The sequence below is a fragment of the Sphingomonas sp. 1F27F7B genome (assembly GCF_005503355.1).
Lineage (GTDB): Bacteria > Pseudomonadota > Alphaproteobacteria > Sphingomonadales > Sphingomonadaceae > Sphingomonas.
The window spans coordinates 90824-105102 of sequence record NZ_SCMK01000017.1 but is presented as its reverse complement, the minus strand read 5'-3'; the positions used below and the strand labels follow the sequence as shown (position 1 = coordinate 105102).

12 protein-coding genes are annotated in these 14279 nt (G+C 67.6%); 5 read left to right on the top strand and 7 right to left on the bottom strand.

Features of this window, described 5'->3' with window-relative positions; all coding sequences use genetic code 11:
* The coding region (locus tag FFS08_RS16110; protein WP_137871839.1) for a carbohydrate porin at positions 1-808 on the bottom strand (808 nt) is incomplete at its 3' end.
* A 126-nt stretch (positions 809-934) separates the two neighbouring features.
* Here FFS08_RS16110 and FFS08_RS16105 point away from each other — a divergent pair.
* Positions 935-2692, top strand: a complete 1758-nt coding sequence (locus FFS08_RS16105) for a methyl-accepting chemotaxis protein (protein WP_249341147.1) — start codon at positions 935-937, stop codon at positions 2690-2692.
* Between the two features lie 95 nt (positions 2693-2787).
* On the opposite strand, the gene FFS08_RS16100 is transcribed toward FFS08_RS16105, so the two are convergent.
* Positions 2788-5562 (bottom strand): TonB-dependent receptor, encoded by a 2775-nt coding sequence (locus tag FFS08_RS16100; RefSeq protein ID WP_137863444.1) that lies wholly within the window; start codon positions 5560-5562, stop codon positions 2788-2790.
* 233 nt (positions 5563-5795) lie between these two features.
* Between FFS08_RS16100 and FFS08_RS16095 the strand changes: the two genes are divergently transcribed.
* From FFS08_RS16095 to FFS08_RS16085, 3 genes are read left to right on the top strand one after another with little or no spacing between them, the layout of a single operon-like run.
* Positions 5796-6302 carry a DUF1993 domain-containing protein gene (locus FFS08_RS16095; protein ID WP_137863443.1) on the top strand — a complete coding sequence of 169 codons (507 nt, stop codon included), beginning with the start codon at positions 5796-5798 and terminating at the stop codon, positions 6300-6302.
* The gene (locus FFS08_RS16090) at positions 6302-7171 is read left to right on the top strand and encodes a 2-dehydropantoate 2-reductase (RefSeq protein WP_137863442.1); all 870 of its coding nucleotides are present in this window, start codon (positions 6302-6304) and stop codon (positions 7169-7171) included. The genes FFS08_RS16095 and FFS08_RS16090 overlap by 1 nt, the downstream gene beginning before the upstream one ends.
* Positions 7172-7196: 25 nt before the next feature.
* A complete protein-coding gene (locus tag FFS08_RS16085) occupies positions 7197-7976 on the top strand; it encodes a GGDEF domain-containing protein (RefSeq protein ID WP_137863441.1) in 780 nt (259 codons plus the stop codon).
* Here FFS08_RS16085 and FFS08_RS16080 read toward each other — a convergent pair.
* The 5 genes from FFS08_RS16080 to lepA all read right to left on the bottom strand — a co-directional run bounded on the left by FFS08_RS16080 (position 7973) and on the right by lepA (position 13074).
* Positions 7973-8581, bottom strand: coding sequence for an ATP-binding cassette domain-containing protein (locus tag FFS08_RS16080; protein ID WP_137863440.1), 609 nt, complete (start codon positions 8579-8581; stop codon positions 7973-7975). The two genes, FFS08_RS16085 and FFS08_RS16080, sit on opposite strands and share 4 nt — an antisense overlap.
* Positions 8571-9260, bottom strand: coding sequence for a molybdate ABC transporter permease subunit (gene modB, locus FFS08_RS16075; protein WP_137863439.1), 690 nt, complete (start codon positions 9258-9260; stop codon positions 8571-8573). Before modB ends, FFS08_RS16080 begins: the two co-directional genes overlap by 11 nt.
* Positions 9260-10039 (bottom strand): molybdate ABC transporter substrate-binding protein, encoded by a 780-nt coding sequence (gene modA / locus FFS08_RS16070; protein WP_137863438.1) that lies wholly within the window; start codon positions 10037-10039, stop codon positions 9260-9262. Before modA ends, modB begins: the two co-directional genes overlap by 1 nt.
* A 40-nt stretch (positions 10040-10079) precedes the next feature.
* On the bottom strand, positions 10080-11099 hold the full coding sequence (locus FFS08_RS16065; RefSeq protein WP_137863437.1) for a phytase: 1020 nt from the start codon (positions 11097-11099) through the stop codon (positions 10080-10082).
* 166 nt (positions 11100-11265) lie between these two features.
* Positions 11266-13074, bottom strand: coding sequence for a translation elongation factor 4 (lepA, locus tag FFS08_RS16060; protein WP_137863436.1), 1809 nt, complete (start codon positions 13072-13074; stop codon positions 11266-11268).
* Between the two features lie 166 nt (positions 13075-13240).
* Between lepA and FFS08_RS16055 the strand changes: the two genes are divergently transcribed.
* The gene (locus FFS08_RS16055) at positions 13241-14182 is read left to right on the top strand and encodes a CsgG/HfaB family protein (protein WP_137863458.1); all 942 of its coding nucleotides are present in this window, start codon (positions 13241-13243) and stop codon (positions 14180-14182) included.
* The last annotated feature ends 97 nt before the right edge of the window (positions 14183-14279 follow it).

Below are 14279 nucleotides of genomic sequence, written 5' to 3'. Positions count from 1 at the left end.
GAGATGTCTCGTGGGCTCGGAGAGGTGTATAAGAGACAGGCGCGTCCCGGCGCAGGGGATTGCCGGCATTGTCGGTCTCGACGACGTCGTCCTGGCGCCGGGTATAGCCCCAGGCGCCGAGCGCGAGCTTGTCGCCGTCCTTCTCCACCCCCGCCTCGCCGATCAGCAGCGCACCGTGGTGGAAATCGAGCGCCGAGCCGCGATCGTCGCCGAGCGCGCCCGCGCTGGCATTCAGCACGGCGACGCGCGCGAAGCCAGCCTCGCCGAAGCGCTGCTCAAGCCGGATCGCCAGCGCGGTGGCTGGGAAGATGGAGGGGCCGTTGGGGCCCGTCGCCGCGATTTCCGAGCCCACGCCGAACGCCGGGGCGAGCAGCAGGCCCGCCGCGCCATTGGCATAGAATTCGCTGTTGAGGTCGTAGAGGCCGGCGCGCAGCGTTGTCGCCGTGCCCAGCTTCTGCTCCACCCATATCTCGAACAGCCGCAGCCTGGGCGAAGCCACCTCGATATTGTCGACGCCCTGCAGCGTGCCGGCCACGTCATTGGGCCGGCCGCCGAAATTGTTGAGCAGGCCGATATGGAAGCGCGCGCCCTTCCAGCCGACCAGTCGCGCCAGATCCCCATCCGCTTCGATGTTCAGATCGTCGAGTCCGAAACCGCGCATCCGGCGGCCGTCGGCGACCACGCCCGAAACGTCGACGCGATAGGTCGCGCCGATGTCCAGAGCCGGCTCGCCGGTCTCCTGCGCCAGTGCCGATGTCGAGAATAGCAGCGCAAGCGCCGTCGAGCCCCCGCCAAGCGTCCTACCCATGCCCAAGCCCCCGCTGTGAACATCCCCCGGACACAATAATAGAGGGCTCCGGCCCGGCGGGCGGCGCTCCCCCTATAATTGGCTCGGAGGCGGACGCCGCGGAGGCTTCCGCACGGGAGATTTCTCGTGAAGATCACGTCGCTGAATAAAGCCACGACGCAGGCCGCCGCCGTTCTGATCGGCATCACCGCCCTATCCGGCGGCACCGGTCTGTTCATCGTGGCCAAGGAGAACAGCGCGATCGCCGAACAGGCGACCGCGTCCAACCTGCTCCAGAACCACATGAAGGCCGACATGATGCATGATGCGGTGCGCGCGGACGTGCTCGGCGCCCTGCTCGGCGGCGACGACGTCGCCCGCCAGGAGACGCTGAACGACCTGAAGGAGCATCTCGACACGCTGTCCAAGGCGATCGACAAGGACGCCGCCTTCCAGGGAGTCGACAGCATCGTCGCAGCGACCGGCCAGCTCAAGGCGCCGATGGACGCCTATGCCGCCGCCGCCCGGCGGATCGTCGACATCGCCGCCGCCGATCCCGCCGCAGCCCGCGCGCAGATGCCGGGGTTCATGGAGCAGTTCCGCGCGCTCGAGAAGTCGATGGAAGCCGCTTCGGTGGCGATCGATAGCCATGCGGATCGGGTCGCCGCCGGCGCCGCGACGCTCGGCACCGTGGCGATGATCGTCCTGTTCGTCACCTTGCTGGCCGGCTTGGCCGCCACCTTCCTGCTCGCCCAGGCCGCGCGCCGCCTGCTCGTCCGCCCGCTGCTCGATCTTGCCGACACGATGCGCGCGCTGGACGGCGGCGACCTTTCGGTCCGCGTGCCGCATGCCGATCGCGAGGACGAGCTGGGCGGGATGGCCAAGGCGATCGACGCCTTCCGCGACAAGCTGGAGGCGGCAGAGGCCGCCAAGGAAGCGCAGACGCGCCTGATCGTCGATACGATCGGCACCAGCCTGGACGCGATGGCGCGCGGCGATCTCAGCGTCGAGGTCGAGGCCGACCTCACCGGGCCGTTCGCCGCGCTCAAGCGCAGCTTCAACGATGCCGCGCATGGGCTGCGCGCGTTGATCGGCAATGTCGTGACCGGCACCGAGAATATCCGCACCGGCGCGAGCGAGATCGCCTCGGCATCGGAAGACCTGGCCCGCCGCACCGAGAGCAATGCCGCGAGCCTGGAAGAGACGTCCGCCGCCATCCATGCGATCGATCATCGCCTCAAGTCGATCGCACTCTCGGCCAACGAGACGCTGTCGCGTGCCGACGGCGCCATCGCCGTGGTCGGCAACGGCCGCGCGATCGCCGACGAAGCGGTGCAGGCGATGACGCGGGTGTCGGAGAGCGCCAAGGGCATCGACAGCGTGATCGAAGGGCTGGACAAGATCGCCTTCCAGACGCGGGTGCTGGCAATGAACGCGGCGGTGGAAGCCGGGCGTGCCGGCGAGGCGGGGCGCGGCTTCGCCGTGGTCGCCGATCTGGTCAGCGCGCTGGCGATGCGGGCCGAGGAAGAGGCCGGCCGCGCCCGCGACCAGCTGACCGCCACCCAGGCGGACATCGTCGCCGCGGTCGATGCGGTGCAGAAAGTCGATGGCGCCCTTTCCGACATTTCGGGCGATGTCGGGCAGGTCCATGCCCTGATCGGCACCATGGCCGAGGACAACAACGCCCAGTCGCACGCGATCAGCCAGGTGAGCGACGCGATCGGCGACATGGACCGGGGCACCCAGCAGAACGCCGCGATGGTCGAGGAGACCTCCGCGGCGGCACGCAACCTCACCCGCGAAGTCGATACGCTCGCCGACGGCGCCGCGAGCTTCACCATCGCCTCCCCGCACGGCCATCGCGGCGGCGGACAGCGCCAGATGACCGGGACGACGCTGCACTAGGCAGGGGACTCACATTTTTGCAGGTTCACCGAAACGAGAAGAGCCGGCACGGTCGGGGACCGCGCCGGCTGTCTTCGTCGTTCAGGCCGCCGGGATCAGAACTTGATCTTCACGCCGAACTTGCCGGTGAAGCTATAGTCCTCATACTGCAGGAGCCGCGAGCGGCCGGCAAAGTTGCGATAGGCGTAATAGGGCTCGTTGGTCAGGTTGATCAGGTCGCCGAAGACCCGGATGTTCCTGGTGATCCAGTATTTGGCGCTGATGTCGAGCTGGAAGTGATCGGTGACGTAGCGATCCTCGCTCGCATCGTCGCCCAGCTCGTCGAGATATTTGTCGCGATAGGTGCCGGCGACCCGGAAGGAGATCGGCCCCTTCTCATAGCCCAGCACCAGGTTGAACGTGTTCCGCGCGGACGAAGGCAGCGGGATCACGCGGGGATCGCCGATGTCGCCATCCTCGAGCACCGTGCCCTTGGCGTCGGTGAAAGTGTAGTTGATCTGCGTCAGCAGTCCGCTCAGCGCGCCCGGCAGGAAGCTGTAGACCTGGCTGTAGCTGAACTCGACGCCGTTGATGCGCGCGCTCGGCCCGTTGTACGGGATCAGCGCCTGATCGAGGGTGCGGCCGTTATAGGCATAGTCCTGGTACACGCGGTCGACGATGTAGTTCTTGATGTCCTTGTGGAAATAACCAAGCGACAGGCCCCCGCCCTTGCCGAAATAATATTCGACCGACGCATCGAAGTTCCACGCCTTGTAGGGCTGCAGGTTCGGATTGCCGAACTCGCCTTCGTCGTCCTCGATCACCACGCGCGGGGCCAGCTTCGAGAATTTCGGGCGCACCAGGCTGCGATAGCCGGCGGCACGCAGCACCAGGCCGTTGGTCGGCTCGAAACGCGTGGTCAGGCTGGGCAGCCAGTCGGTATAGCTGCGGGCGACGCGGATCGGCGTCACCGTTTCGGCATCCAGGTCCAGCTCCTGGCCATGGATGTCGTTATGGGTGCGCTCCATGCGCAAGCCGCCGATCACCCGGACCTTGGCGCTGTCCCAGCGGGCGAGCAGATAGCCGGCCGAGACGTCTTCCCTCACCTTGTAGTCGCTGTCGTTGGAACTCTCGAACGTCTTGCCCTCGTCCAGCGCGAACAGGCCAGGATTGGCACCGAAATAGTTGCGGAACCCCGTCTTCGACAGCGCCGGCTCGATATTGGCCAGGTCATAGTCCTGCGGGCCGAGCAGGTCCCGCATCGTGAAGTCGCCGGGGCCGTCATATTCATAGACGTCGATGTTCGCGTCATAGCGCTTGGTGCGCCAGCGGAACTTGGCGCCGCCCTGCACGGTGAATTCGCCCGCGCCGGTCGGAAAGGTCTTGGCGATGTCCGCCTTGCCGGCCCATTCGGTGTCGACCGAGTCGCTCAGCGTGGTGCGCTCGAGCTTGTCGAATTCATAACCGGTGGGATCGACGAACGCCGCCTGGCCCGCAAGGATGTTGTAGCGGGTCTTCATCGGGTTCGCATAATCGAACGCGACGGCGAAATTGTCGCCATCGTCGAACTTGCGCTCGAACGCGGCCGGATCGATCGAGCCGTTCTCGCGCTCGCTCGATCGGGCCCAGCTGCCCGAATAGTTGAGCTTCCAGCCATTGGCCTTGGTCTCGCCGCCCAAAGTGACCGACTTGATCTCCTGGCGCTCAAACCGGTCCTTCAGGTCGCGCGTGACCGTGATCTCGCCATCCTGCGAGTCGAAACTGGCGCCGGTGGCCGTGCCGGTGCTGGGCGCCTCGTCCATCTCGAAGGTCAGGCGGCGACGATATTCCTGGTCGTCGAAGCGCGAATACAGGCCGCGGGCATAGAGCGTCGTGCTGTCGCTGGGCTTCCAGTCGAGCGACAGCGACGAGCTGAAGCGCCGGCGCTCCACGTCATAGTCGCGATACTCCACGGTATCGGCGAAGACGGTGCCGCCATCCTCGTCCCAGCCGTCCATCTCTTCGTTGTTGGTCGCGAACTTGCGCTGATAATAGGAGACGCCGCCGGCAATGCCGAAATTGTCGGTGATGCGCGTCGAGAAGTCGAAGCTCGCCTTAGGCGTCACCGTCTCGCGCAGATTGTTGTAGCTGCCCTCGATCGAAGCGGTCAGCAGGTCCTTCTTGCGGGCGAAGGCACTCACCGTGTTGATTTCGATCGAAGCGCCGATCGTGTCCGCGTCCATGTCCGGCGTCAGCGACTTCTTGACTTCGATCGATTCGATCGTGTCGCTCGAGATCACGTCGAGCGCGACCGAACGGACATCCGATTCCGGCGCCGGCAGGCGCGTGCCGTTGACCGAGGTGCCGTTGAGCTCGGGATCGAGGCCGCGGACCGACACGAAGCGCCCCTCGCCCTGATCGTTCAGGATGTTGATGCCCGGCAGGCGGCGCAGCGATTCCGCGACGTTCTGATCGGGGAACTGGCCGACCGCGTCGCGCGTCAGCACGCTCTCCACGCCGTCGGCGGCACGCTGGCGCGAAAGCGCGCCGAGCAGGTTGGCGCGCTGGCCGACCACGAGGATCTGGCTGCCTTCGGTGCCGAGCACCAGGTCCTGCCGGGCGACGCCGCCTTCCGGCACCAGGATCTTCGCCTCGCTCGCCGGCACGCCGGCGAATTCCGCACGCAGCGTGTAGGTGCCCGCCGGCACGTCACCGAAGCGGAAGCTGCCCGATGCATCGGCCTCGGTAGTCCGGCGCAACTCAACGATGGTGACGCGCGCGCCCTGCAGGTTGCGAGTGCCGCTCGCCTCCGAGACGGTGCCCGTCACGTCATTGGCATGGGCGACCGCGGGCGCGGCGAAGAGCACGGCGCCAAGCAACAGGCGCGTGCGGAGAGACGGTTTGCGAAGCATGGAAGAACCCCCCTTGGAAATGCGGGGGGCCGGTTTGCAACGGGACATGAACGGTACATTGCACGAGGAAGTCACTTCCGTGACACTCCCCTAAGCCATTGTCAGCGCTTATATCTTTTCGAATCCGCTGCCCTTGCCCAGCGCTTCGGCGCAACCGGGCGACGATAGGTAGAAACATTTCGCCCGCGTCGCACCCGTTGCACGGCGCCTGTTGCCGGCCTATTTCCCGCGCCATGGCTACCGAGCTCTACGACCTCACCGTCCCCGTCTTCCTCCGCGGCTTCAGGGCCATGGCGGCGTTCCTGGAAAAGAGCCGCGCATGGGCCGATGAGAATGGTATTCCGCATGAAGAGCTGCTCACGGCACGCCTTCACGAGGACATGGCGCCGCTCATTGCCCAGATCCAGCGCGTCAGCGATTCCGCCAAGTTCGCGATCGCGCGGCTCGGCCAGGTCGAGGCGCCGGCGATGGCCGATACCGAGGCGAGCTTCGACGATCTCCAGGCGCGCATCGCTGCGACCATGGACTTCCTGAAGTCGATCCCGCGCGACGTGATCGACGGGCGCGAGGAAGCGGACGTCGAAGTGAAGACGCCCAGCCGCAGCTTCCACTTCAAGGGCCTGCCCTATGTGACCGGCTTCGTGATGCCGAACTTCTATTTCCACATGACGGCTGCCTACGCGATCCTGCGCCACAAGGGCGCGCCGGTGGGCAAGATGGACTATCTGGGCGGCATCTGATGGTCCGCATCGCGGTGATCGGCGCGGGTGCCATCGGCGGCACCCTGGCCGCCTGGCTGGCCCAGAGCCACGCGGTCACGCTCTGCGCGCGCTCACCGCTCACGGATCTCGAAGTCGAGACGCCCGAAGGGGTGATCCGCGCCGCGCCGCACATCCTCACCGATCCGGCACGGGCGACCGCGATGGACTGGGTGCTCTGCACCACCAAGACCTATGACTGCGCGGCTGCCGCTGCCTGGCTGCCCGGGCTGATGGGACCCGCCACGCGGCTCGCCGTGATCCAGAACGGCGTCGAGCAGCGCGACCGCTTTCCCGAAGTGCCGGCGCAGCGCACCGTGCCCGTGATCATCGACCTGCCCGCCGAGCGCCATGCCCCCGGCCGCATCGTCCAGCGCCGCAACGGCACGATCCATGTGCCCGAAGGCGAAGCGGGCGAGGCCCTGGTCGCACTGTTCGCCGACACGCCGATCGACGCGCGGACCACGCCCGATTTCATCACCGCTGCCTGGCGCAAGCTCGCGATCAACTGCTCGGGAATCGTCAGCGCGCTCACCCACCGCGCCGCCGAAGTGGCGAATGACGAAGGCGCCGCGGACGTGATGCGTGTCCTGGTGCGCGAGTGCATCGCGGTGGGCCGGGCGGAAGGCGCGGAGCTGCCGGACAGGCTCGCCGACCAGGTCGTCAAATGGACGACGCTCGCACATCCCCAATCGGTCAACTCGCTCCACGCGGATTTCGAGGCGGGCCGCCAGACCGAAGTCGACGCGCGCAACATGGTGATCGTGCGGCTGGGCGCGCGGCACGGGATCGATGCGCCGATGAACCGCGCGCTCGCATCTCTACTAATGGCGGCGTCCACTCGGAATTAACCGTTACGGTAGAGGAGTGCCGGCCATGGAAGCTGGTATTCGTGCGTTGCTGCTCAGTCGCGGCACCTGGTTCGTCGTGCTCCTGGCAATGGCCGGGCTCTATGGCATATTCGCGTTCGACATCTTCCGCGACGAAGGCACCAACGTCGCGGATCGCAAGTTCCGGATGGAAGTGGACGAGTTCCTGCTCTTCACCTCGGCGCTGATCCTCCTCCTGTTCGGCTTCGGGCTGAACCAGCACCGCGCGCGCGAACGCGAGCGCGTGCGGCGCATCCAGGCGGAGCACAGCGTCCGCGATCTCGGCTATCACGACGCCCTCACCGGCATGCCCAATCGCCGCGCCTTTGACGAGGCGCTGGTCCGGCTGGTCGATCGGGCGGCGCCGGCGCGCCTCACCGCGGTGTTCATGCTCGACCTCAACGGATTCAAGGCAATCAACGACACGCATGGCCATGCCGCCGGCGACGCGATCCTGCGCGCCGCGGCGGGCCGCATCGCGGACGCCGTGCGCGACGGCGATTGCGCGGCGCGGCTGGGCGGCGACGAATTCGCCGTGATCGCGCCATCGGTGCTCAGCGCCGAAGTGGCGATCTCGATCGCGGGCCGGCTCGCCGCGAGCCTCACGCGCCCGATCATACTCGACGGACGCTCGCATCAGGTGGGTACCGGCATCGGCATCGCCCTGGTCCATAGCGGCGAGCTCCATTCCGCCGAGCTGGTGCGCCGCGCCGATGTCGCGCTCTATGCGGCCAAGCGCGGCAGCGGCGAACCCTGGCGCCTCTACGCGCCCGAGCTGGAAGCCTAGATCTCGACCACCTGGGTGCCCAGTCGGGCCGCTTCCTCGCGGTCGTGAGTCACCATCAGGATCGGCATCCGCACTGCGTCGCGCAGCCGCTCGATCAGCGCCATGATCTCCTCGCGCCGGGCCCGGTCGAGCGAGGACAGCGGCTCGTCGAGCAGCAGGAAGCGGGGGTCCGACAGCAGCGCCCGCCCGATCGCCACGCGCCGCGCCTCGCCGCCCGAAAGCGTGCGGGGCCAGCGATCGAGCAGGTGCGCGATGCCGAGCAGGGCGATCGTCTCGTCCACATCGAGCCCGTTTCCCGCACGATGCCCATAGAGCAGGTTCGCACGCACCCGCAGGTGCGGAAACAATCGCGGTTCCTGGAACACATAGCCCGCACGGCGCGCCGCCACCGGCATGTCGATCCCCGCCGCTGCGTCGAACAGCGTCTCCCCATCCACCCGCACATGCCCGGCGTCCGGCTCGACCAGCCCCGCGACCATGTTGAGCACGCTCGTCTTGCCCGCGCCCGAAGGCCCGAACAGCACGGTGAGTCCCGCATCCGCGACGATCCGGCAGGCGATATCGGTTCCGCCCAGCCGCTTGGCCAGATCGAGGTCAAAGGACATGCAGCCCCCTGCCCGCGCGCCGCGCGATAAGCTCGGAGGCGAGCAGCGCGCCCAGCGAGAGCAGCACCGAGATGCCGGCGAGGCGCAGCACCTGCCCCTCGCCACCCGGCAGCTGCAGCGCGGCATAGATGGCGAGCGGCAGTGTCTGCGTCTCCCCCGGCACGCTGGAGACGAAGGTGATCGTCGCGCCGAACTCACCCAGCGCCCGGGCGAAGCCGAGCACCGCACCGGCCAGCACACCGGGCAGACTGAGCGGCAGCGTCACGCTCGCGAACACGCGCCAGCGCCCCGCGCCCAGCGTAGCGGCTGCCTGTTCCAGGCGCCGGTCGACCGCTTCGATCGAGAGCCGCATCGCGCGCACCATCAGCGGCAACGCCATCACCGCCGACGCGATCGCCGCGCCGGTCCAGCGGAACAGCACCGAGATGCCGAACCAGCTCTCCAGCCAGCCGCCGATCGGCCCTCCCGGTGCGAAGGCGAGCAGCAGCAGCCAGCCGGTCACCACCGGCGGCACCACCAGCGGCAGATGCACCAGCCCGTCGAGCAGCAGCTTCCCCGGAAAACGCCCGCGCGCGAGCAGCCAGGCCAGCGCGAACGCCACCGGCAAACAGGCGAGCACCGCGACGCCGCCCACGCGGAGCGACAGCATGACGATGCCCCATTCCGCAGGGGTGAGCATCACAGCGGCAGGAAGCCGAAGCGCCGGAAGATCGCCCGCCCCTCCCCGCCGAGCAGGAAGCGCCGGAAGGGCTCCGCATCGGGGCTGGTCGACGCCTTCAGGCGCGCGAGCGGATAGCGGATCGGCGGATGGCTGCCATCGGGCAGCACGCGGACCACTTCCACCCGCGCCGAGGCTCGCGCATCGGTCGCATAGACGATCCCGAACGGCGCCGCCCCGCGTTCCACAAATGCCAGTGCCGCGCGCACGCTCTCGCTGCGCACCACGCGAGCATTCACCGCATCCCATGCGCCCAGCGCCTCGAGCGAAGCCCTGGCATAGCGCCCGGCGGGCACCGCATCCGGATCGGCGAGCGCCAGCGGCCCGCCGCCCAGCAGCCGGGCGAGCGGCACGCGCGGTCCGGCATCGCCTGGCGCGCGCTTCGGCCGCACCACCACCAGCCGGTTCCCCAGAAAGGCCGCACGGGTGCCGGGCGCGATCAGGCCGCGCTTCTCGACATCGTCCATCCACGGCTCGTCGGCGGAGACGAACAGGTCCGCTGCGGCACCTGCCGCGATCTGGCGAGCCAGCGCCGAGGACGCGGCGAACGAGCACACCGGCCGGGCATGCCCCTTCCGCGCCCAGGCATCCGCCGCCGCCGTCATCGATTCCTGAAGGCTGGCCGCTGCAAGCACCAGGGGTGCCCGCGCGCCTGCAGCCGCCACCGCGCGCGGCGCCATCGCCGCCACGCCCAGCCCGACGAGCAGCGCCCGCCGGTCGATCCGTTCCTCGATCGTCATGCCCCCTGCCTGACACCCGCCACGCAGCGAGGCAAGGCCCTCACTTCAACCCCAGCGCCTTGCGCACATCCGCCCAGCGGACCAGCTTGAAGTTCTGCGCAGCCGGCGCATTGTCGCCGTCCTGCGCCAGCATCAGCCCGCCCGACAGCCCGGGCCCGAAACTCGCCGTCGAGACTTCGATCCCGTCGGTCTCGCTCGTCGCGCCGAACTTCCCCGCGGCGATCCGGAAACGCCCCGCATAAGCCATGTCGCGCAGGCGCCAGACGCCATAGGCGCTGTCGCCCTGGCTCGACACCACCAGCCAGCCGCCGCGCGCGCCCTCGGCCGCGATCGCCACGCCTTCGACATCGGCGACCAGACGCCTGCCGTCCACGGCGATCACCTTCTCGCCCGCGATCGCATCGCGCGGATCCGCGCCGAAGCGCCACACGCCGACATCCTCCTCGCCCACGAACAGCGTGCCCGTCCGGTCGTCCGCCACGCATCCCTCGGACTGCGTGGCGAGTTGCATCGTGCGCACCCGGTCCGCCTTGATCGCTCCGCCTTCGCGCAGGATCTCCATCTGCACGATCGTGCCGCCCTTGTGCACGACGAAGGCATGCAGCCGCCCGCCGCGCGGCGCGTACATGCACAGGCCATATGCCTCGCCCGCGCCTGCATCGAACCGCCCGATCTCGGCGAGCGTGGCCGTCCGCGTATCGAGCGTATAGAGCGCCAGCTTCGCCGCTGCCTTGTCGTTGCGGTCGCTCGCCGCCACGATCACCTGGCCGCCCCATGCGCGCAGGTCGACATTGTTCACCCGCCCCGCCGGCAGCGAAGAGCGCAGCTTGCCCGACAGGTCATAGACGTTGAGCCCGGCCTTCTTGTCGGTCGCGACGATCAGGCTGCGCTTCGGGTCGCGCGCGTTGCGCCAGATCGCAGGATCGTCCGCCGCATCCTCGAGGCTCGCCACGGCCTGCGTCTCCCCGATCGCCTTCACCTCGGCGGTCGTCACCGCCTGCATATCCTGGGCAGCGGCAACCGGCGCGGTCTGGAGCAGCATCAGCGTGGCAAGCAGCATGGGATTCCCCTCGTTGCGGAAGCGCGCCGTCTATAAACGCAGTGCGACGGGACCATGACAATTCCGCGACAACGGGCCCCGGCGCCCCATCGCGAGAATGCGGATGGGATGAGAGGCGGTCGAACGAACGGGGTGGGACAGAGGGATTCGGAACGGGGCGGCGCCCCTATTCCTCTCCCATCCGCAGCGCTGCGATGAATGCCTCTTGCGGGATCTGCACCGAGCCGTACTCGCGCATCCGCTTCTTGCCTTCCTTCTGCTTCTCCAGAAGCTTGCGTTTGCGGGTGATGTCGCCGCCATAGCATTTGGCAGTCACGTCCTTGCGCAGCGCCGCGATCGTCTCGCGCGCGACCACCTTGCCGCCGATCGCCGCCTGGATCGGGATCTTGAACAGATGGCGCGGGATCAGGTCCTTCAGCCGCTCGCACATGCCGCGGCCGCGACTCTCGGCAGTCGAGCGGTGAACGATCATGCTCAGCGCGTCGACTGGCTCGTTGTTGACGAGGATGCTCATCTTGACGAGGTCGCCGGCACGGTGGCCGATCTGCTCATAGTCGAAGCTCGCATAGCCGCGCGAAATGCTCTTCAGCCGGTCGTAGAAGTCGAACACCACTTCGTTGAGCGGCAGTTCATAGGTCACCTGGGCGCGGCCGCCGACATAGGTAAGGTTCTTCTGGATGCCGCGCCGGTCCTGGCAAAGCTTGAGGATCGGCCCGAGATACTCGTCCGGCACATAGATCACCGCGTTGATCCACGGCTCCTCGATCTCCGCGATCCGGTTGGGATCGGGCATGTCGGCGGGGTTGTGGAGCTCGATCTCGCGCGCCTCCGCTTCGCCCGCCGCCTTGGTGAGCTTGAGCTTGTAGACCACCGACGGCGCCGTGGTGATCAGGTCAAGGTCGTACTCGCGGCTGAGGCGTTCCTGGATGATCTCCAGGTGGAGCAGGCCGAGGAAACCGCAGCGGAAACCGAAGCCGAGCGCGGCGCTGGTCTCCATCTCGAAGCTGAACGAAGCGTCGTTGAGCCGCAGCTTGGAGATGCTTTCCCGAAGCTTCTCGAAGTCGTTGGCGTCGACCGGGAACAGGCCGCAAAAGACGACCGGCTGGACTTCCTTGAAGCCTTCCAGCGGCTCGGCGGCGGGCCTCTTCGCGTCGGTCAGCGTGTCGCCGACCCGGGCCTGGGCGACTTCCTTGATCTGCGCGGTGATGAAGCCGATCTCGCCCGGCCCCAGATCGGGCAGGTTCTCGATCTTCGGCCGGAAGCAGCCGACCCGATCGATCAGGTGAGTCGTGCCGGTCTGCATGAACTTGACCTGCTGGCCCTTCCTGATCGTGCCGTCGATCACGCGGACCAGGATGACGACGCCGAGATAGGGGTCGTACCAGCTGTCGACGAGCATCGCCTTGAGCGGCGCATCCGGATCGCCCTTGGGCGCCGGGATGCGCTCGACGACGGCGTCCAGTATCTCGTCGATGCCGATACCGGCCTTGGCGCTGGCGAGCACGGCGTTCGACGCGTCGAGGCCGATGATCTCCTCGATCTCGTTCTTCACCTTCTCCGGCTCGGCCGAAGGCAGGTCGATCTTGTTGATGACCGGGATGATCTCATGGTCATGCTCGATCGACTGGTAGACATTGGCGAGCGTCTGCGCCTCGACGCCCTGGGCGGCATCCACCACCAGCAGCGCGCCTTCGCAGGCGGCCAGGCTGCGGCTCACCTCATAGGCGAAGTCGACGTGCCCGGGCGTGTCCATCAGGTTCAGGACATGCCCCTTCCATTCGAGGCGCACGGTCTGCGCCTTGATGGTGATGCCGCGTTCCTTCTCGATGTCCATGTTGTCGAGGACCTGCGCAGACATCTCGCGTTCGGAGAGCCCGCCGGTGCGCTGGATGAGCCGATCGGCCAGCGTCGACTTGCCATGGTCGATATGCGCGATGATCGAGAAATTGCGGATCTTGGAAAGGTCGGTTGCCATGATCGGGGCCCGTTAGCAGCTTGCACGCGAAAGCCAAAGGGCCCGAAAGACGCCTCTTGCACCTTCTATGATTTCACCGCGACGCGTTTGCCGCTATCCGGGCGATGGTTTCAAACAGAGGGAGAGAACCATGACCTCGAAGACCGCGTTCGTCATCAAGTCACTGATGGCTTCGGCCGCGCTGTTCGGCGCGAGCGGAGCCTATGCCCAGAAGCAGGCCAAGCCGACCAAGGGGGAGAAGCTGCAGCAGGCCGCCGTCAACGACGTGCCGCACTGCTCGCGCAAGCTCGGCACGCTCTCGATCGTCGACGGCGACGATCCCAGCGGCTGGACTCAGTATCAGCTCGCCCCGCCCGCCAAGCTGCTGAAGGTGCTCGTGCAGCGCTCCGGATGCTTCAACCTCGTCGATCGCGGCTCGGGTCTGCAGGCCGCGGCGCGCGAGCGCGACATCGGCGGCGGCCTGGGCCTGCAGCGCGGGGCGAATGTCGGCCAGGGCCAGATCAAGGCCGCCGACTATGTGCTCGTCGCCGAGGTCCAGGGCGCCAACAGCAACGCCAGCGGCAACGCCGTGGGCGGTATCGTGGGCGGCCTGGTCGGCGGTCGCGTCGGCGGGCTGCTCGGCGGCATCAAGTCGCGCAAGCTCGAGGCGAACACCGTGCTTTCGCTCACCAATGTCCGCACGACCGAGACGATCGCCGTGCAGGAAGGCTATGCCGCCAAGAACGACATCGGGTTCGGTGCGGGCGCCGGCGTCGGCTTCTTCGGCGGCGCGGCCGGCGCGGTCGGCGGCGGCTACGAGAATACCGACATCGGCCGGATCGTGACGCTGTCCTTCATCCAGGCCTATGCCAAGATGGTCACCGATCTCGGCCTGGTCCGGCCCGGCGATGCCGGCACCGCCCAGGCGGCGCCCGCCAAGACCTTCACTGCCCAGGCCCCGGTCGCGATGCGCGCCACGCCGGCCGCGGCCGGGAAGATCATCCGCACGCTCCCGGTGGGCGCGATCGTCTATCCGACGGGCAACAAGAACGGCCTGTGGTGGGAAGTCGCCGACGAGAACGACAATGTCGGCTGGGTGCTCAACACCAAGCTGGCGCCGTCGAACTGACATTCCGGAAACCGGCAAGAAAAAGGGGCGGGCGCCATCGGCACCCGCCCCTTTTTTGCCCTGGAAAGGGGACGGGCCCGGCGAGGTTGCAATCCGC

Bases quoted from the DNA above. Each gene is read 5' to 3' on its own strand.
- lepA (WP_137863436.1), bottom strand. From the start codon at position 13,074: ATGGCAACCGACCTTTCCAAGATCCGCAATTTCTCGATCATCGCGCAT.
- FFS08_RS16095 (WP_137863443.1), top strand. From the start codon at position 5,796: ATGGCTACCGAGCTCTACGACCTCACCGTCCCCGTCTTCCTCCGCGGC.
- FFS08_RS16080 (WP_137863440.1), bottom strand. From the start codon at position 8,581: ATGTCCTTTGACCTCGATCTGGCCAAGCGGCTGGGCGGAACCGATATC.
- FFS08_RS16090 (WP_137863442.1), top strand. From the start codon at position 6,302: ATGGTCCGCATCGCGGTGATCGGCGCGGGTGCCATCGGCGGCACCCTG.
- FFS08_RS16085 (WP_137863441.1), top strand. From the start codon at position 7,197: ATGGAAGCTGGTATTCGTGCGTTGCTGCTCAGTCGCGGCACCTGGTTC.
- FFS08_RS16065 (WP_137863437.1), bottom strand. From the start codon at position 11,099: ATGCTGCTTGCCACGCTGATGCTGCTCCAGACCGCGCCGGTTGCCGCT.
- modB (WP_137863439.1), bottom strand. From the start codon at position 9,260: ATGCTCACCCCTGCGGAATGGGGCATCGTCATGCTGTCGCTCCGCGTG.
- FFS08_RS16055 (WP_137863458.1), top strand. From the start codon at position 13,241: ATGGCTTCGGCCGCGCTGTTCGGCGCGAGCGGAGCCTATGCCCAGAAG.
- modA (WP_137863438.1), bottom strand. From the start codon at position 10,039: ATGACGATCGAGGAACGGATCGACCGGCGGGCGCTGCTCGTCGGGCTG.
- FFS08_RS16100 (WP_137863444.1), bottom strand. From the start codon at position 5,562: ATGCTTCGCAAACCGTCTCTCCGCACGCGCCTGTTGCTTGGCGCCGTG.